Origin of the sequence: Janthinobacterium kumbetense, assembly GCF_023703445.1 — a bacterium.
In the GTDB taxonomy this organism is placed as follows: Bacteria; Pseudomonadota; Gammaproteobacteria; order Burkholderiales; family Burkholderiaceae_D; genus Janthinobacterium; species Janthinobacterium kumbetense.
The window spans coordinates 1,086,896-1,108,701 of record NZ_JAMQGR010000001.1 but is presented as its reverse complement, the minus strand read 5'-3'; the positions used below and the strand labels follow the sequence as shown (position 1 = coordinate 1,108,701).

Sequence of the window (21,806 nt, the reverse complement as noted above, 5' to 3'; positions counted from 1 at the left end):
GGCTAGGCGACTTTGCTGAGCACATAGCGGTACTTGCCCGACGCCTCCGCCGCGATTTCGTCGACTTCCTCGATAACGACGTCCACTTGCGCGCCCAGTCTGGCCTGGAAACCGGTGACGATGACGGCGCGGGTGGCGTCGTCCAGGCGGGGCTGGCAGACCAGCAGCACGCGCGTGCGCAGCAGGGTTTCCTGGATGATCTTGAAGCTGCGCACCTGCGGCAGTTCGCGCACGATGTAGACGAGGGCCAGGCCGTGCATGACGGTGCCGTCCGCGGCGGTGAGGAAATCCGTGCTGCGCCCCTCGATTTTCTGCAGCAGGGGCAGGCCGCGGCCGCAGGCGCACGGCTGCGTGCCCAGCGCGCCCACGTCGCCCGTGGCGTAGCGGATGAATGGGTAGTCTTGCGTGGCCAGGTGGGTGACGACGATTTCGCCCGTCACTCCCGGCGGCAGCGGCTGGCCCTGGCCATCAAGGATTTCCACGATCACGTCTTCGGCCGTGATGTGCATGCCGCCGTCCGGGCATTCGTGGGCGATGAAGCCCGCGTCGCGCCCGCCGTAGCCGTTGGCCACGGGGCAGCCGAAGGCGGCGGCGATCTGCGCGCGCTGTTCGTCGTACAGGCGCTCGGCCGTGACGAAAGCCACTTTCACGCCCAGGCCGTCGAGCGGCAGGTCGCGCGCGCCGGCGTGGCTGGCGATGCGGCACAGGGCCGACGGGTAGCCGAACAGCATGCGCGGACGCCAGCGGCGCAGCTGCCGCACGTAGCCGTCGAGGCGGTCGGGCGACATGGCAAACGCGGGCAGCAGGGTGGTGCGCAGCAGCGCGTCGCGCAGGCGGCGCACGCGGTCTTGCGCATGCAGCTCGATGGGCGAACCCCACAACACGGCTTCGCGGTCGCCGATGTCGACGCCCCACCAGCGCGTGGCGCGCCACTTGGCGGCGATGTCGTGGCTGACCCTGCGCCGTCCGAGAAAGAACTGCAGCGGCTCGCCGCTGGAGCCGCCCGTGGCGAACGGGCGCAAGCCCACGGCGCGGGCGGACTTGAAACTGTCGCGCGCAGCCGCGATGTCGCGCTTGCGCAGCAGCGGCAGGCGCGCCAGATCGGCCAGCTGCCGTACCTGTTCCGGGTCGAAGCCGCTGCGGGCGAACAGGGCGCGGTAATGCGGCACGTGCGCGCCCGCGTGGCGCAGCAGCGCGCGCAGGCGCGCCAGCTGCCACGCTTCCAGCTGCTGCGCGCTCCACCACTGCGAGCGTTCCAGGCGGCGCAGCAGGCGCGCGCTGTGGTGCCCCTTCAGCCATTCGTGCAGGGGAAACAGCCAGCGGGCGACGCAGCGCGTGTAGGCGCCGGGGCGCGGCGCGGCGCGGATGCGGCGGTAATGGGCGGCCAGCCTGGGCGCGACGCCGGGCCAGCCGAAGGTGGCGGCGTGCGCCAGGCCCGCGTCTGCCATGGCCCACGCACGGGGCGGGTCGCGCAGCAGCGCCACGATGGCTTGCGCCATGGCGGCCGGCTCGCCGGGCGGCACCAGCAGCGCCGTCACGCCGTCCTGCAGCAGGGCGGGGATGCCGCCCACGTTGGTGCTGACGACCGGCACGCCGCAAGCCAGCGCTTCGAGCACGGAATTGGGCATGTTGTCGGCCAGGCTGGGATTGAGGACGATGTCGCTGGCCTGGTACAGGGCCGGCATGGCGGCGTTGTCGACGGGGCCGGCGAAGCGCACGGCATCGAGAACGCCGAGCGACCTGGCCAGGCGCGCCAGCGCCGCGCGCTGCGGCCCGCCGCCTGCCAGCACCAGGCGCGCCGTGGGATAGCTCCGTCGCACGAGGGCGAAGGCGCGCACGGCGCTGGCGTTGTCGTACAGGCTTTCCAGGTGGCGCGCCACGAGGATGCATGGGCCATCGGCCGATGCCGGCGCGGCACGTGCGGCGTGGGTAAAACGCTGCAAGTCCACCACGTTCGGCACGATGTGGGCCGTATGGCCATGGCGCTCGAAGACGCCGGCCAGGTAGGCCGAAGGCACGACGATGGCGCTGGCGCGGCGCAGGCTGAAGGCCACCAGGCGCGGCGAGCGGGCGAAAAAGGCGGCCGCTTCGCCACCCCGGTAATTGAGCAGGGCCGGCTTGCCTTTCAGGCTGGCGATCCACAGCGCGGGCGCGGCCTGCAAATGCCAGGACCAGCCGGAATTGGCCATGATGTGGAACAGGTCGACCGTATTGGCGGCGCGCCACAACCGCCACAGGTGCACGGGCAGGCGCAGCGCGGCGCGCAGGTAGCGGATGCGCGCCAGCCAGGGCGGCAGCAGGGGGCCGTTGACGGCCAGCAGCTGCACTTGCGCGCCATCGTCGCGCAGCATGCGCGCCAGTTGCGCCGTCTGATTCGCCATGCCGCCGGCCGGCGGCGGCAGCGGGCCGACCAGCGCGATGCGCAGGCCCGTGAAGATCATGGCATCGCTCCCGCCGCCACGCGTGCCGCCGCCGCGCGCGCATACACGGGCGCATAGCGGCCCACGCTGGCGTCCCAGCTTCGCTCCGTCTCGACGAAGGCGCGCGCCTGGCGCCGCAGCGCCGGCCAGCTGGCAGGCGCCAGCAGCAGGGCCAGTATGGCGTGCGCCAGCGCGTCGGCGTCGCCGGCGCGAAACAGCATGCCCGTCTTGCCATGCTGGAGCAGTTCGCGGTGGCCGCCCACGTCGGACGCCACCACGAGGCGGCCCTGGGCCATCGCCTCGAGCGGTTTCAAGGGCGTCACCAGCTCCGTCAGGCGCATCGGCAGGCGCGGGTACACGCAGATGTCGATCAACTGATAATACGTGGCCACCTGCGCATGCGGCACCCTGCCGGCGAAGACCACGGCGTGGGCGATGCCCAGCTGGGCCGCCAGTGCGTGCAGCGCCGCTTCCTGCGGGCCGCCGCCGGCCAGCAGCAGCCGCAATGCCGGCTGCGCTGCCAGCAGGCGCGGCATGGCGCGCAGCAGCAGGTCCAGTCCCTCGTAGGCGTAAAACGAGCCGATGAAGCCGATCGTCAGGTGGCCATGCAGGCCCAGCTTGTGCGCCAGCCAGTGGTCTTCGGCGGCGGTGGCGCTGAAGGCGGCCGCATCGACGGCGTTCGGGATGACGGTGATTTTATGCGCGGGCACGCCGCGCGCGCACAGTTCGCGCCGCAAGCCGTCGCAGATGGTGGTGACGGCGTCGGCGCGGCGCAGCGCGTAGGTTTCCAGTGCCCGCGTGAGGCGGTAGCGCAGGCCGCCGGGCCGGCTGCTGCCATGGTCGGCGGCCGCGTCTTCCCAGAAGGCGCGCACTTCATATACGACGGGGATGCCCAGCGCGCGGCCCGCGTTGAGGGCGGCGATGGCGTTCAGGGCGGGCGAATGCGCGTGCAGGATGTCGGGCTTGAGCCGCCGCGCCAGCCGGCGCAGGCGCACGGCCAGGCCGGTGATGACGGCCACCTGCCGCAGCACGGGCAGGCGCGCCCACCAGCGCGCATCGGGCGCCGTGCGATAAAAATGCCAGCCGTCGACCAGCTGCTGCGCGCCATCCGTCGGCCCCTGCTTGGCACTGGTGAGCTGCATCGTGTGCCAGCCCAGCGCGCGCTGCTGCCGCAGGATGGCCAGGGTGCGGAAGGTGTAGCCGCTGTGCAGGGGCAGCGAGTGGTCGAGGATGTGCAGGATGCGCATGGATTTACTCCATTGCCATGGCCGGCGCGGGCGCCGGCGTCTTATTTGCACCCGCCGGCAGCACCTGGCGCAGGAAGGACTCGAACATCAGCAGCGCCCACAGGGGCGCGCTGTAGTCGCGCCGGCCGCTCGCGTGCTGTTCCAGCAGCAGGCGCACGTAATCCATGTCGAACAGGCCGCACTGCGCCAGGGTGGGACCCAGCAGCCGCTGTTGCAGGCGCTGGCGCAGCGGGCCGCGCAGCCAGTCGGCCAGCGGCACGGAAAAGCCCATCTTCTGGCGGTACAGCAGGGCGTCGGGCAGCAGCGGGCGCAGGGCTTTTTTCAGCAGGTACTTGCCTACGCCGCGCCGCAGCTTCAATTGCGGCGGCAGGCCGGACATCCACGCCACCAGTTCATGGTCGAGCAGGGGCGAGCGCACTTCCAGCGCATGCGCCATGCTGGCCCGGTCGACTTTGGTGAGGATGTCGCCGGGCAGGTAGGTTTTCAAGTCCAGGTACTGCACCTGCGACAGCGGGTCTTGCGCGGGACTGGCCAGCGCGTGGCGGCGCAGCACTTCCACGGCGCGGTAGCCGTGCAGGCTGCGCCGCAGCTCGGGACTGAACAGGCGCGCGCGCATGGCGTCGCCCAGCAGGCTGACGCCGTGAAAATACGCGTCCGTCGTGTCGCGCGCCAGGCCTTCGAACGTGGTCTTGGCGCGCAGGAAACGGGGCGCCCAGTCGGCCTTCGGGTACCACCGCCCCAGGGTGCCGAACAGCGACTGGCGCAGGCCGGCCGGCAGCAGCGGGTCCATGGCCTTGCGCACTTTTTCCTCGCGCGTGTGCAGGCGGTAGCGCCGGTAGCCGGCCAGGCTTTCATCGCCGCCGTCGCCCGACAGGGCCACCGTGACGCGCTGGCGCGCCAGCTGACAGACGCGGTAGGTGGGCATGGCGGAACTGTCGGCGAACGGTTCGTCGTACAGATTGGCCAGCAGGTCGATCAGTTCGAAGTCGTCCTGCTCGACCTGGCGCGCGTGGTGCGCCGTGGCGTAGCGGCGCGCCACCAGGTCGGCGTAGCGCGCCTCGTTGTACGCCGGGTCGCCGAACGAGATGGAGCAGGTGTTGACGGGCGTGCTGCTGGCCCCGGCCATCAGCGCCACGACGGCGCTCGAATCGACGCCGCCGGACAAAAAGGCGCCCAGTGGCACCTCGGCCACCATGCGGATGCGCACGGCTTCGCGCAGGCGCGCCAGCAGTTCGTCGGCCGCCTGCGCTTCGCTGGCGGGCGGGTTCGGCGTGAACGGAACGTCCCAGTACGGCTGCGGCGCGGGCAGCGGCTGGCCGGCGCGAATCGACAGGGTATGCCCGGGCGGCAGCTTGCGCGCGTGCTGGAAGATGCTGCGCGGCTCGGGCACGTAGCCGTAGGCGAAATACTCTTCCACGGCCAGCGGGTCGAGCGCGCGCGGCATGGCCGGATGCGCGAGCAGGGCCTTGAGTTCGGAGCCGAACAGCAGGGTGCCGTCGTCCGCCTCGCCGTAGTACAGGGGTTTCACGCCCAGGCGGTCGCGCGCCAGGAACAGCAGGTGGCGCCGGCGGTCCCACAGGGCGAAGGCGAACATGCCGCGCAGGCGCTGCACGCATTGCTCTCCCCATTGTTCCCACGCGTGGACGATGACTTCCGTGTCGCTGCTGGTGCGGAACGGGTGGCCGAACTGGCGCAGTTCCGCCATCAGGCTGCGATAGTTATAGATTTCGCCATTGAAGACGATGGCGATGCTGCGGTCGGCGTTGAACAGCGGCTGCTGGCCGCTGGCCAGGTCGATCACGGACAGGCGCCGGTGCGCCAGGCCCAGTCCCGGCTCGCGGTGCAATCCCCCTTCGTCCGGCCCACGGTGGCGCAGGCTGTGGTTCATGCGCGCCAGCAGCAGCACGTCGATGTCGCGCTGGCCCTGCAAATCAAAGATGCCGCTGATGCCGCACATGGGAGGCCTTTCAGGGAGTGGTGGACAGGGGGGAGGGCTGGCGCGCGCCCGTCAGGCGGTCGTACACGGCCAGGTAGGCGCCGGCCATGGCGGGCAGGCTGTGCTCGGCCAGCACTTGGCGCCGCCCGCGCGCGCCGTGGCGCGGACCCAGTTCGGGCATGCTGTAATAGTCGAGCATGGCGTCGGCCAGCATCTCGGGCGATCCGGGCGGCACCAGGGTGCCGCTCCAGCCCGACTGCACCAGTTCCGCATTGCCGCCCACCTGCGTGGCGACGATGGGCAGTCCCGTCGCCATCGCTTCGAGGATGGTGTTCGAGCTGCCTTCGGCCAGCGACGGCAGCACGAACAGGTCCATGGCGCGCAGCAGCTGCGCCACGTCGTCGCGCGCGCCGGGCAGCCAGGCCAGGTGCGCCACGCCGGACTGGCGCAGCAAGTCCAGGCAGGCCTGGCGGCACGGTCCGTCGCCGACGATGATCAGGCGCAGGCGCGCGCGGGCGCCCGGCTGCGCCAGCAACAGTAAAAAGGCGTGCACCAGCGAGGCGTGGTCCTTGACGGCCGCCATGCGGCCCACGCTGCCGATGACGAAGGCGCCGTTGCACAGAAAGCCGGGCGGACCCACGGCGGCCGGCGGGCCCAGGCGCGGATGGAATTGCACACTGTCGACGCCATTGCCGATGTGCGACACCTGCGCGGGCGCCGCGCCGATGGCGTCCACCAGCCATTGCCCCAGGTCGGCGCTGACGGCGATGAAGTGCTGCACCAGCGGCAGCATGCATTTGCGCAGCAGCCGGTATTTGCGGCGGGTGCCGTGCAAGTCGCTCATGTCGCGCCCGTGTTCGCCATGCACGCGCAGGCGCACGCCGGCCAGGCAGGCCAGCAGTTGCGCTTCGAGGCAGCCCAGGTTGCGCGTGTGCACCAGCGTCGGGCGCAGCTGTTTCAGCACGCGGTACAGGTGCAGGTAGTGGCGCCAGTCCTTGCCCTCGCGCTTGTCCAGGCTGATGATGTCGACGCCGGGCGTGGTCAGGCGCTGGCGAAACGCGGTGGCGTTCTTCAGGCAGACGATGGCGTGCCGGTAGCGTTCCGGCGGCAAATGGTTGATCAGGTTCACCAGGCCGTTTTCCAGCCCGCCCACGTCGAGCTGGTGGATCACGTGCACGATCAGCGGGGCCGTGCTGGCCGCCGGCGCGCGGCCCGTGTCGGTGTCAAGGGCCATGCGGCAACTCCTGCAAGCGTTGTTCGATGACGGGCAGCGCCGCCCGCAGGAAGGCTTGCAGGTGCGCGCGCGGCGGCGGCGCCAGCTCGTCGTAGGCGGCAAAGACGATGAGGTCGGCGCCATCCTGGCGTCTGCCCAGCAGCTTGGCTTGCGCCAGCAGCAGTTTCACCAGCACGGGCCGGGCCGTAACGACGCCGCCCTGGCGGTAGACGCGCCACACCAGCAGGCGCTCGCCGCCGTGGGCCAGCACGCTTTCGCGCACGTCCAGGGCGCCGCCGGGCAAGCCGACCTGCCACACGCGCTGCGCCAGGGCCGTCCAGCGCGCGCCGTAGGGCGACGATAGATGCGTCAGCAATTCGGCATCGCGCACCTGGCGCGCATACCAGCGCAGTTGCAGTCCCACCGGCGCGCCGTCGCCGTCCTGGCGCGCATATGTGGCTGCAAACAGCGCGGGCTTGCCCGCATACGGCGCCTGCCAGTTGATATTCCCCGGTGCCGCATCGTGCAGCCGCCGCCAGGCGGGCGGATCGGGCAAGGCCAGCACGATGGCGGGCAGCGCGGCGCCGTCGTCGCGGTGGCTGGCCAGCGCCAGGGCCGGCCACAGGGCCGCCAGCAGCAGGCAGGCGGCGCTGGCGCGCACGACGGCGCGCGGGCTGGCCGCGCCGGCGCCGGGGCGGACGGACGGGGTTGGCAAGGCGGGCGGCAAAGTCGGCGCCGGCGGCAGTTCGCGCCAGCGCGCGGCCAGCCAGAACAGCAGCAGCGCCACCAGGCCGAAGAACAGCCAGCCGTAGATCAGGTGATCGACGCCGACGGCCAGGCGCATGTTGCTCAGGTGGCCCAGCATCACGATCATATAGGCGCGCACGCCATTGGCGAGGATGGGCACGAGCAGCGCGGCGGCCATGACGGCCAGGCGCCGGCGCGTGCTGTGGAAGTTGACATGCGCGAACAGGGCGCCCAGGGCCAGCGCGGCGATCAGGTAGCGCAAGCCGCTGCACGCTTCCACCACCGACCAGTTGCCCGTGGGCAGAGAAAAATTGCTGCCATCGCGAAATACGGGCACGCCCGTCCATTGCAGCGCGGTGACGGTGAAGGCGGCCGTGAAGTCGATCAGCGGTTCGAGGAAGACTTCGCCGAACGGCACGGCGAGGAACAGGTACGCGAGGGGAAAGGCCAGCAGGCGCACGGCCGGCCAGCCGAGGATGGCCAGCACGCAGGCGGGCAGCATGGCCGTGGCCGCATATTGTTCCACCACGGGCACGTTGGCGGCGTCGGCCAGCAGCCAGGCCAGGCCCAGCGCGCCCAGCAACAGCAAGCCTGGCCGCGACGGCTGGGGCGCCAGCGCGGCCAGGCGCGCGCGCCGGCGCCAGGCCAGCCAGCAACTGATGGGCACGATCAAGAAGCCGTGCGCGAAGGTCTGCGAGCGCGACCACAGTTCCAGCATCGACCAGAAGGTGGCGTGGTACAGCAGCACGACGGCGGCCAGGGCCAGCAGCAGGAGTGGCAGGGCATGCCGCTGGCCATGCCCGTCCGGCCGGACGGCCGCATCCGGCAAGCAGGCAACCGGGTCGAGTTGCACGCTCATGTGGAGGGTTCCCGCACGGGCAGCATGGGCGCGGCGGCGCCGCCGGCCGGCGTATTCGACCCGGCCTCGGCCTCGGCCGATATGCCCAGCATGGCGCCCAGGCCGCGCAGATTGCGCTCCCAGTCGTAATCCTGCAAGACCAGCTGGCGCGCCGCCGCGCCCATGGCCGCGCCGCTCGCTTCGGCCGCGCCGCCCTGGGCATGGCGCAGCACGCGCGCGGCATGGTGGATGAATTCGGCCTCGTCGCGCGCCAGCAGCAGTTCCAGGCCCGGCTGGGCGGCGATGCCTTCCAGCGCCTGCGGCGTGGCCAGCACGATCTTGCCCATCGCCATCGCTTCCAGCACCTTGTTCTGCACGCCGCGGGCGATGCGCAGGGGCGCCACGGCCAGGGCCGCGCCCGCCAGGTAGGGGCGGATGTCGGGCACCTTGCCCGTCACCACCACGCCAGGAATCCTGGCCAGCGCCGTCACGGCGGGCACGGGTGCGCTGCCGACGATATAGAACTGCAACCGGGGAAACTCGCGCCGCAGGGCGGGCCAGACGTGGCGCACGAACCATTGCACGGCGTCGACGTTCGGCCAGTAATCCATGGCGCCCGTAAACACCAGCGCCTGCACGCCGGCCGGATACACGCCGGGCCGTGCCGGCTGGGGCGTGAAATACGCCGTGTCGACGCCGTTGTTGAAGTATCCCGTCTTGCGCCGCGCCATCGGCGCGCACTGGCGGAACAGGGCCGCTTCGGCCGGCGAGACGAAGCTGGCGGCCGTGAACTGCTGGGCGATGTGGCGCTCGTACTGCAGCAGCAGCTGCGCTTCGCGCCGGTACAGCAGCGACATGGGCCAGGGTTTGCTGTCGCCGTACTGGCGCCACTTGTCGGAATCGACGTCGACGAAATCGATCACGCGGTGCAGGGCGCGGCCCGCGCTGCCGTCGATGTATTGCGCCATGGGCCCGGAAAAGGCCAGCGCATGGCGTACCTTGCCGCCGGACAGCAAGCCGTCGACCCATTGCAGCAGCCGCGCATCGCGGTAATAGTGCACGCTCATGGCTTGCCGCGACAGCAGCGCCTGCATGGCGCGCCAGCGGGCCGTGCCGCGCTGCAAACCGATGAAGCGCGTGCTGGCGCACAGGGCGGCCACGCTTTTCGCGTGCCGCCAGTCGTCGTCATCGTCGATGAAGCAGCCCAGGTGCACGCGGAAATGCCGGCTCAGGTATTGCAGCATGTGCCACGAACGTATCTTGTCGCCCTTGTTGGGAGGATACGGCAGGCGGTGGGCGAGGAAGAGCAGTTCGCGCATGGTATGTTCCCTTGCTTAGCCCAGTTGCCGCACGATGTGCGGCCCCAGCAGGTTGGCCAGCGGCAGCGGCAGGCGGCGCCAGGCGCGGATGAACAGCGCGTATTTCGGATTCAGGGGATTGACTTCCGGCAACGCCTTGGCGCGCACGAGCCGGCACGCATACGGCAGCGGCTGCGGCGTAAAACCCCAGTTCTTCTTGAAATCGTATGCCCCGGTGCCGAGCTTGCTGCGGCCGAAATCGAACAGGCGGCAGCCGCGCGCGCTGGCGCGGCGCATCGCTTCCCAGTACATGAAATCGTTGGCGCCCGTGCGGCGCGCCAGCACGCTGCCGCCGCCATAATACGGCAGCACTTCGTCGCGGAAATAGAACAGCAGCACGCTCGCTTGCGCCTGCTGGCCGTGATACACGGTGAGGATCTCGCAATCGCCGCCAAACACCGTGCGCAGCAGGGCAAAGTGGCGGCGCGCGAAGACGGGCGTGCCCAGCCGGTGCACGCTGGATGCGTAGAGCGGGTAGAAACGCTCGAGGTCATAGTCGATGGCGCTGTGCAGGCCGCCCGCCATGGCCTTGCGCACGACGGCGCGCTGCTTGCGGGGGATCGCCAGCAGATTCTGTTCCGCCTCGGGGTGTAATGCCCGGCGGAAGGTGGCGTACAGGGGTTTGTGCAGCCAGGCCGCGTCCGGCTGTTGTTCCGCCTCGCGCCAGCGGTATTCCAGGTGGCCCACGCCGAGGCGCCGGGCCAGCGCCAGCGCCGCGCTGTCGAGGGCCTGGCGCACGGCCGCGCCGCCGCCGGCGATGCCGCCGTACAGGCAAAAGGGCAGCGAGACGAGGGACGAACCGAACAGGCGGCTGCGCAAATGGGCCAGCGGCAGCACGCCGGCGATGTGCCCGTGCTGTTCCGCGTACAGGAAATGGCTGTCGTGCCGGAAACCCTGCTGCATGATGGTGTGCCAGCCGGCGCGGTGGAAGAAGGTCGCTTCCGGGCACGTGTCGACGAAGGCGTCCCAGCGCGCATGGTCGTGCCCCTGCAGCGAGCGCACGGCGATGGCGGCGCTGCCATGCAGCGGGTCGGGAGGAAGGCTGGCCTCGTGCATCATGTGCTTTCCAGAAAAATACGGTCCATGCGGTCCCAGGAGAAATCGCCCGTCAGGCGCGCCAGCCGCGCTTCCATGCGCCCCAGGTTCAGGTAGTGGCGAAAGCGCGTCCTGGCGTCGAGGCCCGCCGGGCGCGGCTGGCCGGGATCGAGTTCCCAAGGATGAAAATAGAATATGCCAGCTTGCCCGTCGCGCGAATTGATGCGTCGCAAAAGCCAGCGCGACAGTGCATACGGCATCAGCCTGAAATAACCGCCGCCGCCGGCCGGCACGTTGCGCCCGCGCAGGCGCACGGTGCTGACGGGCAATTCCAGCACGCCCAGCGGTCCCCGCGGGCGCCAGGCGAAGCGGGGTGCGTCCGGCATGCCGTAGTGGTCGTGGCGGATCGGGTAGATGCTGGAACTGTAGCGGTAGCCCGCTTCCTGCAGCACGTCGAAGGCCCACAGGTTGGCCGCGCCGATGGAAAAGCTGGGCGCCCGGTAGCCGTGCACGGCCAGCCCCGTTATTTGCTCGAGGATGGTCTTGCTGTGGCGCACGTCGTGGGCGAATTGCGCGGTCGACTGGTCGCAGGCGCGCTGGTGCGCATAGCCATGGCTGGCCACTTCGTGCCCGGCGTCCGCCACGCGGCGCAGCATGGCCGGATAGCGCTCGGCGATCCAGCCCAGGGTAAAAAAGGTGGCGTGGATGCGCCGGCCTTCCAGCAGCAGCAGGATGCGCTCGATATTCGCCTCGACCCGGCATTCCAGGCGGGGCCAGTCGGCGCGCGCGATGTGCGGCGCGAAGGCGGACACCTGGAAATAGTCTTCCACGTCGATGGTCAGCGCATTGCGCAAGATCAAAGATGACGGCGGCGTCATGGCGTGCCCCGGCGCGCCGCCAGCCAGGGCGCGACGACGGCGGCGATGCGTTCGGCAGCATGGCCATCCCACAGGGGCGGAAGGCGACCGCGCTTGCCGCCCGTGTCCAGGATGCCCCGCGCCAGCGACAGCATGGCGGCCGGCTGCGTGCCGGCCAGGGTATTCGTGCCGTCGCTGACGGTGACGGGGCGCTCCGTCGTGTCGCGCAGGGTCAGGCAGGGCACGCCCAGGGCCGTGCTTTCTTCCTGCACGCCGCCCGAATCCGTCAGCACCAGGCGCGCCTCTTGCATCAGGCCCAGCATTTCCAGGTAGCCCAGCGGCGGCAGGCTGACGATGGCGTGCCGCGCCAGCTGCGCTTCCAGGCCCGCCAGGCGCAGGCCGGCCAGGGTGCGCGGGTGGATGGGAAACAGCAGCGGCAGCCGGCGGGACAGCTGTCCCAGCGCCTGCAGCAGCGCTTCGAGTTGCGCCGGGTCATCCACGTTCGACGGCCGGTGCAGGGTCAACAGGCCATACGCGGGCGGGCAGGCGTGGCCGTGGGCGCGCAGGGTGGCGGCGGGCGGCATGGCGCGCGGCAGCTGCTGCCGCAGGCTGTCGATCATGACGTTGCCCGTGAAGTGGATGCGTTCGGCGGCGATGCCTTCGCGCAGCAGGTTGGCGCGCGCGCCTTCCTCGCTGGTCAGCAGCAGGTCGGACAATTGATCCGTCAGCACGCGGTTGATTTCCTCGGGCATGCGCCGGTCGCCGCTGCGCAAGCCCGCCTCGACGTGGATCACGGGCGTGCCGCGCTTGGCCGCCACCAGCGCGCACGCCAGCGTGGAATTGACGTCGCCCACCACCAGCACGGCATCGGGCGCCAGCGGCGGATGGGCGTCGAGCACGGCGTCGAAGCGGCGCATGATCTCGGCCGTCTGCTGCGCGTGGTTGCCGGAGCCGACGTCGAGGGCGATGTCGGGCGGGCGCATGTCCAGGTCGATGAACAGCTGTTCGTTCATGGCCGTGTCGTAATGCTGGCCCGTATGCAGCAAGGTCACGCGCACGGCGGGAGCATGGCGCGCCAGGGCGGCCAGGATGGGCGCCATCTTCATCAGGTTGGGGCGCGCGGCCACCACGCACAGCAGGTGCGCCGGCGCGGCGGATGACAGCGAAGGGTCGGACATGCTGCAGCCTCCTTAGAATTGCATGGTGAGCGTGGCGCTGACGCCGTTTTCGCGGTAATCGCCGCCGCGGTTGCTGGCGTGCCGCGTGTGCCGCACGTCGATGCTGGCCGTCATGTCCGGCTGCAGGATGCGCGTGTAGCCGGCCGTCAAGGTGATGTTGTTGTCGCGCCGGGGCGCGCTCAGCGAACGCACGCCGGCGTAGCCGGCATTGACATTGACGGTGGTGCGCGAATTGGCTTGCCAGCCCCAGCCCAGGTTGCCGCCGACCTGGCGCGTGCGGTCTTCGCTGCCGAACTCCACGCCGGGCAGCAAGCCGCTGTCGATGCCGCTGGCCGTTTGCGCCGTGCGGTCGACGGCCGTGACGCCGACGATCATCGTGCTTTTCGCCGTGGCGCGCGCCATCGTCAGCTTCAGCTGCTTTTGCAGGAAATAGCGGTGGCTGAAGTAATTGATGGCGCCCCGTTCCGGCCCCAGGCTGTTGGCGTAGCGCAGGAAGGCGTCGATGCGCAAGCGCCGGTCGCGCGCATTGGGAAAGATGCCGCGCCACAATTGATCGAGCAGCCGGCCCGCATCGCGGTCGCCCAGGCGCGAAAACTGCGTCGGCATGGTGGTGATGTTTTCGCCGTAGCTCAATTGCCAGTTGGTATGGCGCTGCAGGAAGGTGGCGTCCAGGCTGTAGGTGGTGCCAAAGAAGCGCTTGCCCGTGCTGAAGGCCACGCTGGTGCGCGGCGACGGCGTCCACACGCCGCCCAGCGACCAGAAGCGGCCCGCCGGCGCCTTGCCGCTGGTCGACAGATAGCCTTCCTTTTCCATGCCGCCGCTGGCCGTGGCCGCCCACTTGCTGTCGATGGGATAGCGCAAGCCCGCGCTGCTGCGCTGCATGCGCACGGGCGCCAGCTTGCTGTCCTGCGTGCGGCGCACGTCGTGGCTGGCGTTCCAGGTCCAGCCGTTGCCGCGCGGCTCGCCATTGAGCAGCAACTCCAGTTCATCGCTGTGCACGGAGAGCAGGTCGCCGCCGCTGTCGACCGTGTTGCGCGTGTAGCGCAGCTCGGCCGAGGCCAGGCCGCGGAAACGGTGGCGCAGGTAGGGGCTGATGCCCGTCGTGCGCACGGTGCTGGCATTGTCCGTGTCGGGCAGGCCGTCGATCAGTTGCGGGCCGAATGGCGAGATGTTGCGCCGGCTCACGCTGGCGTCCGCATCGATGAAGAACCAGTCCTGCACCAGCTCGGCGTCGGCCGAGGCGCGCAGTTCGTGGGTATCCGTATCGGCGCGCTGCCCCGACAGGTATTTGCGCCAGCTGTAATCGAGGTGCACGCGCAGGCGGGGACCCGTGCCGATGAGGGCGATGGCGGGCGCGATTTCCGTGATGAAGTCCGATTGCGCCTGGCCGGACGGCGCGCGCAAGGCATTGTCCGTATAGCTTTCGCGCAGGCGCAGCGACGGTTTCACCAGCCAGTCGACGGCGCCGGCCGGCAGGGGCAGCAGCAGGGACAGGAACGGCAGCAGCGGCAGCGGAACCCGGCCGCTAGTCGTAATAGCCATAGCCGTAGTAGTCGTTGCCGGGGAACGATTTGGTCTTGTTGTAGATCAAATGAATGTGTTCGCACGACTCGATCTGCCGCAGCGCTTCCTTGACGGCGTGCTGCGTCGTCGTTTCCGCCTCGACCACCATCACCACTTGTCCCATCTGCCCGACCAGCGCGTGCGCCTCGCTGGTGATCAAGAGGGGCGGCGAATCGAAGATGACGACGCGGTCGCTGTAGCGGCTGGCAATTTCCGCCAGCAGGCGGCTCATGGCGCGGCTGGCCAGCAATTCCGTCGCATGCTTGTTGCTGCGCCCGGCGGGCAGGATGCTCAGGTTGGCCACATTGGTTTTCAGGATCACGTCGCCCATGGCCAGTTGCGGGTCGAGCAGCACGTCCATCAGTCCCGGCTCCGGCGGCAGGCCCAGCACCTTCAGCACGGACGGGCGCGCCACGTCGGCATCGACCAGCAACACCGTGATATCCATTTCCATGGCGATGCTCATGGCCAGGTTGACAGCGCAGTAGGTCTTGCCTTCGCCGGGCATGGCGCTGGTGACGACGATCAGGTTGCCGTGGCGGATGGCCTCGGCGCCGGTGGCGCGCGCCTGGCGCAGCAGCGGGCGCTTGATGATGCGGAAATCCTCGGCCACCGAGCTGCGTCCGCCTTCCTGCGTGAGCATGCCTTGCTCCGCCAGCCGGGCCAGGTTCAGGGGGCGGTACTGGGGCGACCGGGCCGCGTCCGCGCCATCCGCACCCGCCGCGCCCGCTGCGCCGTACGGCACGCCGGCCTCGGCCACGCCCAGGATGGTGGGTTCCTGCTTGCCGCTGTCCTTGCTGCTCATCGTCGCTCCCTGGGATCTAGAATTTCAGCAGCGCGGCCGTCATGACCCCGCCGTACAGCACGAACAGGCTGCCCAGGCAGGCGCCAAAGCCGTAGCGGGCGCGGCGGCGGCGCACTTGCTGCAGCGCCGTCCAGTTCATCGATACCGTGCCCAGCACGTTCAAGCCCGTGGCGTCGCGCAGTTCGGCGGGGCTGAGGAAGGTGGGACGCACCTGGCTGATGAGCAAGGCCGTGGCGATGCCGGCCACCAGGGCCGCGCCCAGCGCCGCGCTGAACAGCAGCGGGCGGTTCGGGCCGACGGGCGCATACTGCACCGTGGGCGGGTCGATGATCTTGAAGGCCATCATTTCCGTGGTGGAACTGAGTTCGCCCGACAGCTTGGCCGCTTCGCGCCGGCCGATCAGCTTTTCATAGTTTTCCTTGTTGATGATGTAATCGCGGTTCAGCTGCGCCAGCTGCGATTCCACCTCGGGCACGGCATTGCTCTGCGCCAGCAGGCGTTCATTGCGCGCGTTGTATTCCTGCACGCGGGCGCGGATGGCGGCCACCTTGGCGTCTGCATCCGTCAGCGCCACCTTCAGCTGCTGCAGCATGGGGCTGTAGTTCTTGCCCGGGTCGCCGGCCGCCGTCTTCAGCTTGCTTTCCTCGATCTTGCGTTCTTCCAGCTGGGCAATGAGGCGCTTCGAGGAAATGATGTCGGGGTGCAGTTCCGTAAATTGCATGCGCAGGCTGTCGAGGTTCTTGTTGAGCGTGGCGATGCGCTCGTCGAGTTCGGGATTCGCGATGGCCGATGCGTTCGGTTCCAGGTCGAGCACGGGCTCGTCGCCTTCGATCTGGCTCTGGATGGCCTTGCGGGCCTGCTCCGCCTCGACCAGTTCCAGTTTGGCATTGTTCAGGCTATCGGACGACATCAGCAGCTGGCTGCCATAGTCGATGCCCTGGCGCGGCAGCAGCAGGTTGTTGCGGATCTTGAATTCCTTCACGAGGTTTTCCGCCGCGCTCAGCTTGTCTTCGTAATTCTTGATCTGCTCGTCGATGAATTGCACCGCCTTTTGCGAATCGCCTTTTTTTCCCTGGAAACTGCCTTCGACAAAGATGGTGAGCAGGCTTTGCACCACGTCACGCACCAGCTTCGGGTCGCGCCCGCTGTAGCTGATCGTGTAGATGTCATACGCGTTGGTGCCGGTGATCTTGATGCGGCTCATCAGGTCGTCGAGCTGGGCCTCGTGTTCGCGCACGGTCTTCGAATCGAGGTCGAGGTCGACCATGCGCATGACGCGCTCCACGTTCGGGCGGCTGAGCAGGGTGCGGCTCATGATGGCCACCTGCTGTTCCGTGTTCGGCACGCTGGTCATGCCGGCCATCAGCGGCTTGAGGATGGTTTGCGTATCGACAAACACGCGCGCCGACGTCTGGAAGTCGTCGGGCAGGGTGATCACCTTGATGAAGCCGACGATGGCCACCAGCCACGCCACCAGCACCGCATGCCAGCGGTACTTCCAGATGCCTTTCAGGCTGGAAAGCAATTGCTGTATCAATTCTTCCATGTCGCTTCCTTCAGGTGACGGTGCTGCACGGTCGATGGGCTGGCGACGGCGTCTTGCAAGAAATGCTTGCCTGTTGAGTAAGCAAAGTATAGGGCGGCTGGGAGGCAAAATTTCCCAAGATGATTGCTTCTTGATACGCCTCAAGGTTGACTTGCCGGGTTTTAATAATCATAGGAAGTTCGCGGCCCAGGCTGGTTCTGCGCGGCCGGCCATGGACGCGCCATCGACTCGAAGAGGCTCCGCATGAATCCGTTTCGCCGTGCATTTGTCTGCAACACGCTGGGCCTGGGCTTGGCCGCCGGCTTGCTGGGCGCCTGCCGCACGTCCCATCCGCTGGCGCCCTCCGACGACAGCGCGCCCATGCACGACTACCTGATCGGACCGGGAGACTCCGTCAACATCATCGTCTGGCGCAATCCGGAAGTGTCGCTGACGGTGGCCGTGCGGCCGGACGGCAAGATCACCACGCCGCTGGTCGAGGATTTGCCCGCCAGCGGCAAGACGTCGACCCAGCTGGCGCGCGACATCGAGCAAGCGTTGGGCAAGTTCATCCAGCAGCCCGTGGTGACGGTCATCGTCACCAATTTCTCGGGCCCGTATGGCGAGCAGATCCGCGTCATCGGCGAAGCGGCCAAGCCGCAGGCGCTGCCGTACCGGCTGGGCATGTCGCTGATGGACGTGCTCATCGCCGTGGGCGGCATCACCGATTTTGCGGCCGGCAACAAGGCCAGCATCATCCGCATGCGCGAAGGCAACCAGCAGCAGCTGGGCGTGCGCCTCGACGACCTCTTGAAGCGTGGCGATATTTCCGCCAACGTCATGATGCGCCCTGGCGACGTGCTGCTGATACCGGAGAGCTTCTTTTAATAGCGGACTCGGCAATATCAAAACAGCACATATATTTGTCATTTTGTACTTGCAGGCAAATTTCAGCATGCAATTTTGCTATTAAATAGCATATTTCTTCTGTTTTTTTTGCCAGGCGCGGGAACTTCTCCAGTTTTTCTCTTGTCACAAGGCATTGGCTTCAGTCCGTCTCGACGGCGGCCGATGAACGTGAGGACAAGATGAGCTTTGAAGATGAACCCATTATTTCCTTCGACACGCCCGGTACTTTCAATGACCTGGTGGTGGGCGAGGGGCAGATCGACCCTGCCATGGAGCATGAGCTCGACCTGCAGCGCTTTCATATCCGCATGGCCAATTCGCGCGGCCGGCGCGAGGCGGCCAGTTTGCTGATCCGCAAGATGTACGGCTGGCGCGGTTATGCCGTCGATCCCGGCATCGCGCATGCCCTGAATAAAATCACGCTGTTTGCGGAAACGGCCGGCACCACCGTCGGCACCATGACCCTGTGCCTCGACAATGACGAGACCGGCTTGCCGGCCGATGAAAACTTCCGCGACAAGCTCGACATCCTGCGCGAGGAAGGCCGGCGCCTGTGCGAACCGTCGCGCCTGGCCATCGACAAGGGGGTGAGCAAGCGCGTGTTCGCGGCGCTGATTCATATCTCTTATATCTATGCCCACAATATTCACGGCTTTACGGATTACGTGATCGAAGTCAACCCGCGCCACGTGGTGTTCTACAAGCGCATGCTGGGATTCCAGGACTTCGGCGGCGAGCGCGAGTGCACGCGCGTGGGGGCGCCGGCCGTGCTGCTACGGCTGGACCTCGATTACATGGGGGCCCAGATCCGTAAGTACGGTGGCCTGATGGAACAGCATGGGGGTGAACGGTCGTTTTACCCCTTTTTTTTTCCGACATGGGATGAGCCTGGCATTACTGACCGGCTGAGGCAGGGGCGCAATTGATTACTCATTTGTTTTTCAGCAAGAGCGTCTGCATGTAGCTGCCCGGAATCGCGTAGGTGATGCCGCTCGGGGCGCTGATGGCCGCTTCCTTGAGGCCCTTGACGTACACCATGTTGACGATGCCGTAGACGAGACCGGTCTCGGGATCGAACAGGGGGCTGCCGCTGCTGCCCGGATACGCCGTCGCGTCCAGCTGGAACACGGTGTACGGCGCCTTTTGCAGCTGCGCCAGGCGCCGGATGTCGAGGCGCTGCGCGTTTTCGCTGGGCATGACCACCGGCGTCAGCGATGACACGGTGGCCCGGTGCGTCACGTGGTGCAGCCCGAGCAAGGTGCCCAGCGGAAACCCCGTAAACGCCATGGCCTGGCCTTCGCGCACCGTGGCCGCGTCGCCCAGCGCCAGGGCGGGCAGGGGCGCGCCCGCCAGGCGCAGCAAGGCCAGGTCATGTTCCGTGTCCAGCGCCTGGACCCTGGCGGGGCGAAATTGCGCCGCCTCGCCCTGGCCCGTGAGGATGCCGATGACTTCGTTCGGATTGGCGTCGAGCAGTTTCTGGATCACGTGGGCGCAGGTCAGCACGCTCAAGCCGTCGCCCGTCACGAAACCCGTGCCGATGAAATTCATCGGCGGCGTGCGCGTCTTTTGCAGGCTGCCCACGCCGACGATGGACGGTTTGATGCGCGCGATGGTTTGCGCCAGCGGCGCATCGGCGCGGCACGGCGCGCTGGCCAGGGCCAGGCAGAATAGGAGGGCGGAAAACAGGGTTGTCATGGCGGCGCGCTTTCTAGGTGGGGAGGTGGCGGGGAAGGCGCGGGCTGCAGCAGCGCGCACAGCAGCATCAGATGGCACAGCAGGGCGAGGCGCGGCACGTCGAGCAGGCTGTCGAACAGGCCGACGACGAGAAAACCCAGTAGGGCGGCGGCGCAGGCCAGCGCGCCCGGCTCGCCCCGCGCGGCGCGGCGCAGCAGGCGCAGGCCGGCCACGGCCAGCAGGGCCAGCATGGTCAGTGCGCCGCACCAGCCCGTTTCCACCAGCAGGTGCAGCGCCATGCTCTTGATATGCCAGGGCAAGTGATGGTGGTCGCTGCTGAAAAACCAGCAATTGTTGGCCTGCGTAAAACGGCCGTTGGCGATCAGTTCCTCGCCGCCGGGCGCGCGCAAGCTCAGGTTGTCGACGTCGAGCACGGACGAGGCGGCCGTGCCGCTGACCGCCAGTTCCAGCTGCACGGGCGGGCGCAGCAGCCAGGCGCCCGTGCCCAGCCAGGCGCTGTCGAACGGCACGTCATAGTGTTGCCAGGCCGCTGGTGGATTGCCGGGCGGGGGCGGGCGCAGGCGCAGGGGGATTTCCACGCAATTTTGTGCATACAGCAATTGCCGCTGGCACAGGCGCACCTGCAGCACGGGCATGGGGCCGCTTCTGCGCACGTCGAGCGCCAGGGTGTAGCGCGTGGCCGGCTGCACGCGCAGGCGTTGCAGCAGCCGCAGCAGTTCGCCATAGCCGGCGCTGTAGCCGGGACTGGCCAGGCGCACATAATAATTGCCGGGCGCGTCCCTGTCCTCTGCATACGCGATGCTGGCCGGCACCTCGCGCCCCGGATTGTGCCAATAATAGGTGGCGGGAAAGCTGCCGCTGCCCATGCCGAACAGGCGGTTGCCCCAGTCGGGCGGCTGCATGGCCAGCACTTGCCGCCAGTGGCGCAAGCGGCCCTGCATGTCGAAGGCCGTGGTGGCGAAACGTTCGGTGGCGTAATAGCTGGCCGACACGGGGATGGCCAGCAACAGCAGGATGCCGGCCGCGCCCGCGATGCTCAGGCTGGCCCGGTCCAGCCGCCACAGCGGCGGGTGCAAGCGCCCGTTGCACAGCATCAGCATGGCCAGCAGCACCACCAGGCCGGCCGGCAGCAGGGCTGGCGGACCGGCCCAGTGCCAGCCTATCCAGGCGAGATTGCATGCCAGCATGGTCCACGCCATCATCGCCAGACCCAGCCTGGCTGGACCCTTGCCGCCGGCGCCGCCCGGCCACAGCGTGCCCGTCAGCAGCATGGCGGCCAGCAGGAACAGGAAATACGGGCCTTTCAGCCAGCCGGCCGTTGGCTGGCCGGCCGGCTCCGGCCACCAGGCGGCCAGCAGACCCTGCAGGCACAGCGCGCACAGCAGGCTGGCCGGCGCCAGGCGCCACGGCAGGGGCCGCGCGGCCAGCACGAAGCTGGCGGCGAGCAGGACGGCGGCGGCCAGCAAGCCCCGGTAGCCGGCCAGGCTGAACATGTACAGCAGCAGGGCGGTGCCCAGGCCGGCCAGCAGCAGCTTGAGCAAGATGCTCCGCACGGGCGGCCGGCCTTGCGGTGGTCGCCCTGCGCCGGGCGCCGTCCGCAGGGCTTGCCACAAGGCCAGCAGCATGGCCGCCGCCAGGGCCGCGTACAAGCCCCGTGAAAAGGTGGTGAACGCCGCGTGCAGGGCCAGGGCCAGCAGCAGCAAGGCGAGCGCCGCCTGCCAGCGGCTGCGCGCGCGCGCCAGCCACAGGCCAGCAAAGGGCAAGCCCAGGGCCAGGTAGCCGTCCAGCGCGGCGCCGCCCGTGTGCATGGCGGAAAACGGCGCCGTGATGCGGTAGTCGCTCGACAGGTTCAGCAGTCCGGGAAACACGGCCCGTTCCCACAGGGCGAACAGGGACACCATGGCCAGCCCGGCCAGCATGCCCGGCAGCGCGTAGCGGCGCAGGGCGTGCGGATGCGCGTCGCGCAGCAGCAGCGGCAGCAGCAGCATGCTCCAGGCCCAGGCCTTGCCCAGCCGCAAACTGTTGTAGGGGCTCAGATAATTGTCCCAGGCATTCAGGTCGAGCGGCGCCAGCGGCAGGACGCCGCGCAGCAGCGCCGCCAGCCAGGCCAGGCTGCACAGCAGCAAACATAGGCGGGCGGCGGGCGACAGCCGCGCCGCTGCCGGCTGGCCGGGTCCGCCCAGGCGCCAATAGCCGCAGGCCACCGTCAGCAACAGCAGCACGTCGATTTCTTCGAGGAAGAACCAGCCCGTCCACGGCGCCAGGTCCAGCACGGGCAGCAGGGCGGGCACGCAGAACAGCCAGCAGGCGGGACGCCAGCACAGCAGCAGGAAATACGCGGGCAGCAGGATGGCAAACAGCAGGCCGGGCCAGCCGTGGCCCAGCGGATAATGGCGCAGGGCCAGCACGCAGGCCGCGCCCGCCAGCAGGGCCAGCGGCCGCGCCGCCACGCCGGGCATGGCCGCTTGCACAGCCATGGC

Annotated in this window: 16 protein-coding genes; 2 read left to right on the top strand and 14 right to left on the bottom strand. The window is 68.7% G+C overall.

Features of this window, described 5'->3' with window-relative positions:
* Positions 1–2: 2 nt before the first annotated feature.
* From NCG91_RS04985 to NCG91_RS04930, 12 genes are read right to left on the bottom strand one after another with little or no spacing between them, the layout of a single operon-like run.
* On the bottom strand, positions 3–2,441 hold the full coding sequence (locus tag NCG91_RS04985) for a glycosyltransferase (RefSeq protein WP_251348833.1): 2,439 nt from the start codon (positions 2,439–2,441) through the stop codon (positions 3–5).
* Complete coding sequence (locus NCG91_RS04980; RefSeq protein ID WP_251348832.1) at positions 2,438–3,667, bottom strand: TIGR04063 family PEP-CTERM/XrtA system glycosyltransferase; 1,230 nt, start codon at positions 3,665–3,667, stop codon at positions 2,438–2,440. The genes NCG91_RS04985 and NCG91_RS04980 overlap by 4 nt, the downstream gene beginning before the upstream one ends.
* A gap of 4 nt (positions 3,668–3,671) precedes the next feature.
* Positions 3,672–5,624: an XrtA/PEP-CTERM system amidotransferase gene (locus NCG91_RS04975; RefSeq protein ID WP_251348831.1), complete on the bottom strand. Its 1,953-nt coding sequence runs from the start codon at positions 5,622–5,624 to the stop codon at positions 3,672–3,674.
* 10 nt (positions 5,625–5,634) lie between these two features.
* Positions 5,635–6,837 (bottom strand): TIGR03088 family PEP-CTERM/XrtA system glycosyltransferase, encoded by a 1,203-nt coding sequence (locus NCG91_RS04970; protein ID WP_251348830.1) that lies wholly within the window; start codon positions 6,835–6,837, stop codon positions 5,635–5,637.
* Positions 6,827–8,422: an exosortase A gene (xrtA, locus tag NCG91_RS04965; protein WP_251348829.1), complete on the bottom strand. Its 1,596-nt coding sequence runs from the start codon at positions 8,420–8,422 to the stop codon at positions 6,827–6,829. Before xrtA ends, NCG91_RS04970 begins: the two co-directional genes overlap by 11 nt.
* Positions 8,419–9,720: a TIGR03087 family PEP-CTERM/XrtA system glycosyltransferase gene (locus NCG91_RS04960; protein WP_251348828.1), complete on the bottom strand. Its 1,302-nt coding sequence runs from the start codon at positions 9,718–9,720 to the stop codon at positions 8,419–8,421. The genes xrtA and NCG91_RS04960 overlap by 4 nt, the downstream gene beginning before the upstream one ends.
* 15 nt (positions 9,721–9,735) lie before the next feature.
* Positions 9,736–10,815, bottom strand: coding sequence for a FemAB family XrtA/PEP-CTERM system-associated protein (locus NCG91_RS04955; protein ID WP_251349220.1), 1,080 nt, complete (start codon positions 10,813–10,815; stop codon positions 9,736–9,738).
* Positions 10,815–11,672, bottom strand: a complete 858-nt coding sequence (locus NCG91_RS04950; RefSeq protein WP_251348827.1) for an XrtA system polysaccharide deacetylase — start codon at positions 11,670–11,672, stop codon at positions 10,815–10,817. The genes NCG91_RS04955 and NCG91_RS04950 overlap by 1 nt, the downstream gene beginning before the upstream one ends.
* Positions 11,669–12,829 (bottom strand): non-hydrolyzing UDP-N-acetylglucosamine 2-epimerase, encoded by a 1,161-nt coding sequence (gene wecB, locus NCG91_RS04945; RefSeq protein ID WP_251348826.1) that lies wholly within the window; start codon positions 12,827–12,829, stop codon positions 11,669–11,671. The genes NCG91_RS04950 and wecB overlap by 4 nt, the downstream gene beginning before the upstream one ends.
* Before the next feature lie 12 nt (positions 12,830–12,841).
* Positions 12,842–14,371 (bottom strand): TIGR03016 family PEP-CTERM system-associated outer membrane protein, encoded by a 1,530-nt coding sequence (locus NCG91_RS04940; protein ID WP_251348825.1) that lies wholly within the window; start codon positions 14,369–14,371, stop codon positions 12,842–12,844.
* Positions 14,355–15,197 carry an XrtA-associated tyrosine autokinase gene (locus NCG91_RS04935; protein ID WP_251348824.1) on the bottom strand — a complete coding sequence of 281 codons (843 nt, stop codon included), beginning with the start codon at positions 15,195–15,197 and terminating at the stop codon, positions 14,355–14,357. The genes NCG91_RS04940 and NCG91_RS04935 overlap by 17 nt, the downstream gene beginning before the upstream one ends.
* Positions 15,198–15,213: 16 nt before the next feature.
* Complete coding sequence (locus tag NCG91_RS04930) at positions 15,214–16,743, bottom strand: XrtA system polysaccharide chain length determinant (RefSeq protein ID WP_251348823.1); 1,530 nt, start codon at positions 16,741–16,743, stop codon at positions 15,214–15,216.
* A 243-nt stretch (positions 16,744–16,986) separates the two neighbouring features.
* Here NCG91_RS04930 and NCG91_RS04925 point away from each other — a divergent pair, with 243 nt between their 5' ends.
* Both NCG91_RS04925 and NCG91_RS04920 read left to right on the top strand, forming a co-directional pair.
* Positions 16,987–17,610 (top strand): XrtA/PEP-CTERM system exopolysaccharide export protein, encoded by a 624-nt coding sequence (locus tag NCG91_RS04925; RefSeq protein ID WP_099668060.1) that lies wholly within the window; start codon positions 16,987–16,989, stop codon positions 17,608–17,610.
* Between the two features lie 200 nt (positions 17,611–17,810).
* Entirely contained in the window at positions 17,811–18,557 is a 747-nt protein-coding gene (locus NCG91_RS04920; RefSeq protein ID WP_099668059.1) for an N-acyl amino acid synthase FeeM domain-containing protein, read from the top strand.
* A 4-nt stretch (positions 18,558–18,561) separates the two neighbouring features.
* Here NCG91_RS04920 and NCG91_RS04915 read toward each other — a convergent pair whose 3' ends face one another.
* Positions 18,562–19,326 carry a S1 family peptidase gene (locus tag NCG91_RS04915; RefSeq protein WP_251348822.1) on the bottom strand — a complete coding sequence of 255 codons (765 nt, stop codon included), beginning with the start codon at positions 19,324–19,326 and terminating at the stop codon, positions 18,562–18,564.
* Positions 19,323–21,803 (bottom strand): hypothetical protein, encoded by a 2,481-nt coding sequence (locus tag NCG91_RS04910; RefSeq protein ID WP_251348821.1) that lies wholly within the window; start codon positions 21,801–21,803, stop codon positions 19,323–19,325. Before NCG91_RS04910 ends, NCG91_RS04915 begins: the two co-directional genes overlap by 4 nt.
* Positions 21,804–21,806: the final 3 nt, after the last annotated feature.

Coding starts and splice junctions, on each gene's coding strand:
- NCG91_RS04985 (WP_251348833.1), bottom strand. CDS start 2,441: ATGATCTTCACGGGCCTGCGCATCGCGCTGGTCGGCCCGCTGCCGCCG.
- NCG91_RS04980 (WP_251348832.1), bottom strand. CDS start 3,667: ATGCGCATCCTGCACATCCTCGACCACTCGCTGCCCCTGCACAGCGGC.
- NCG91_RS04975 (WP_251348831.1), bottom strand. CDS start 5,624: ATGTGCGGCATCAGCGGCATCTTTGATTTGCAGGGCCAGCGCGACATC.
- NCG91_RS04970 (WP_251348830.1), bottom strand. CDS start 6,837: ATGGCCCTTGACACCGACACGGGCCGCGCGCCGGCGGCCAGCACGGCC.
- xrtA (WP_251348829.1), bottom strand. CDS start 8,422: ATGAGCGTGCAACTCGACCCGGTTGCCTGCTTGCCGGATGCGGCCGTC.
- NCG91_RS04960 (WP_251348828.1), bottom strand. CDS start 9,720: ATGCGCGAACTGCTCTTCCTCGCCCACCGCCTGCCGTATCCTCCCAAC.
- NCG91_RS04955 (WP_251349220.1), bottom strand. CDS start 10,815: ATGCACGAGGCCAGCCTTCCTCCCGACCCGCTGCATGGCAGCGCCGCC.
- NCG91_RS04950 (WP_251348827.1), bottom strand. CDS start 11,672: ATGACGCCGCCGTCATCTTTGATCTTGCGCAATGCGCTGACCATCGAC.
- wecB (WP_251348826.1), bottom strand. CDS start 12,829: ATGTCCGACCCTTCGCTGTCATCCGCCGCGCCGGCGCACCTGCTGTGC.
- NCG91_RS04940 (WP_251348825.1), bottom strand. CDS start 14,371: ATGGCTATTACGACTAGCGGCCGGGTTCCGCTGCCGCTGCTGCCGTTC.
- NCG91_RS04935 (WP_251348824.1), bottom strand. CDS start 15,197: ATGAGCAGCAAGGACAGCGGCAAGCAGGAACCCACCATCCTGGGCGTG.
- NCG91_RS04930 (WP_251348823.1), bottom strand. CDS start 16,743: ATGGAAGAATTGATACAGCAATTGCTTTCCAGCCTGAAAGGCATCTGG.
- NCG91_RS04925 (WP_099668060.1), top strand. CDS start 16,987: ATGAATCCGTTTCGCCGTGCATTTGTCTGCAACACGCTGGGCCTGGGC.
- NCG91_RS04920 (WP_099668059.1), top strand. CDS start 17,811: ATGAGCTTTGAAGATGAACCCATTATTTCCTTCGACACGCCCGGTACT.
- NCG91_RS04915 (WP_251348822.1), bottom strand. CDS start 19,326: ATGACAACCCTGTTTTCCGCCCTCCTATTCTGCCTGGCCCTGGCCAGC.
- NCG91_RS04910 (WP_251348821.1), bottom strand. CDS start 21,803: ATGGCTGTGCAAGCGGCCATGCCCGGCGTGGCGGCGCGGCCGCTGGCC.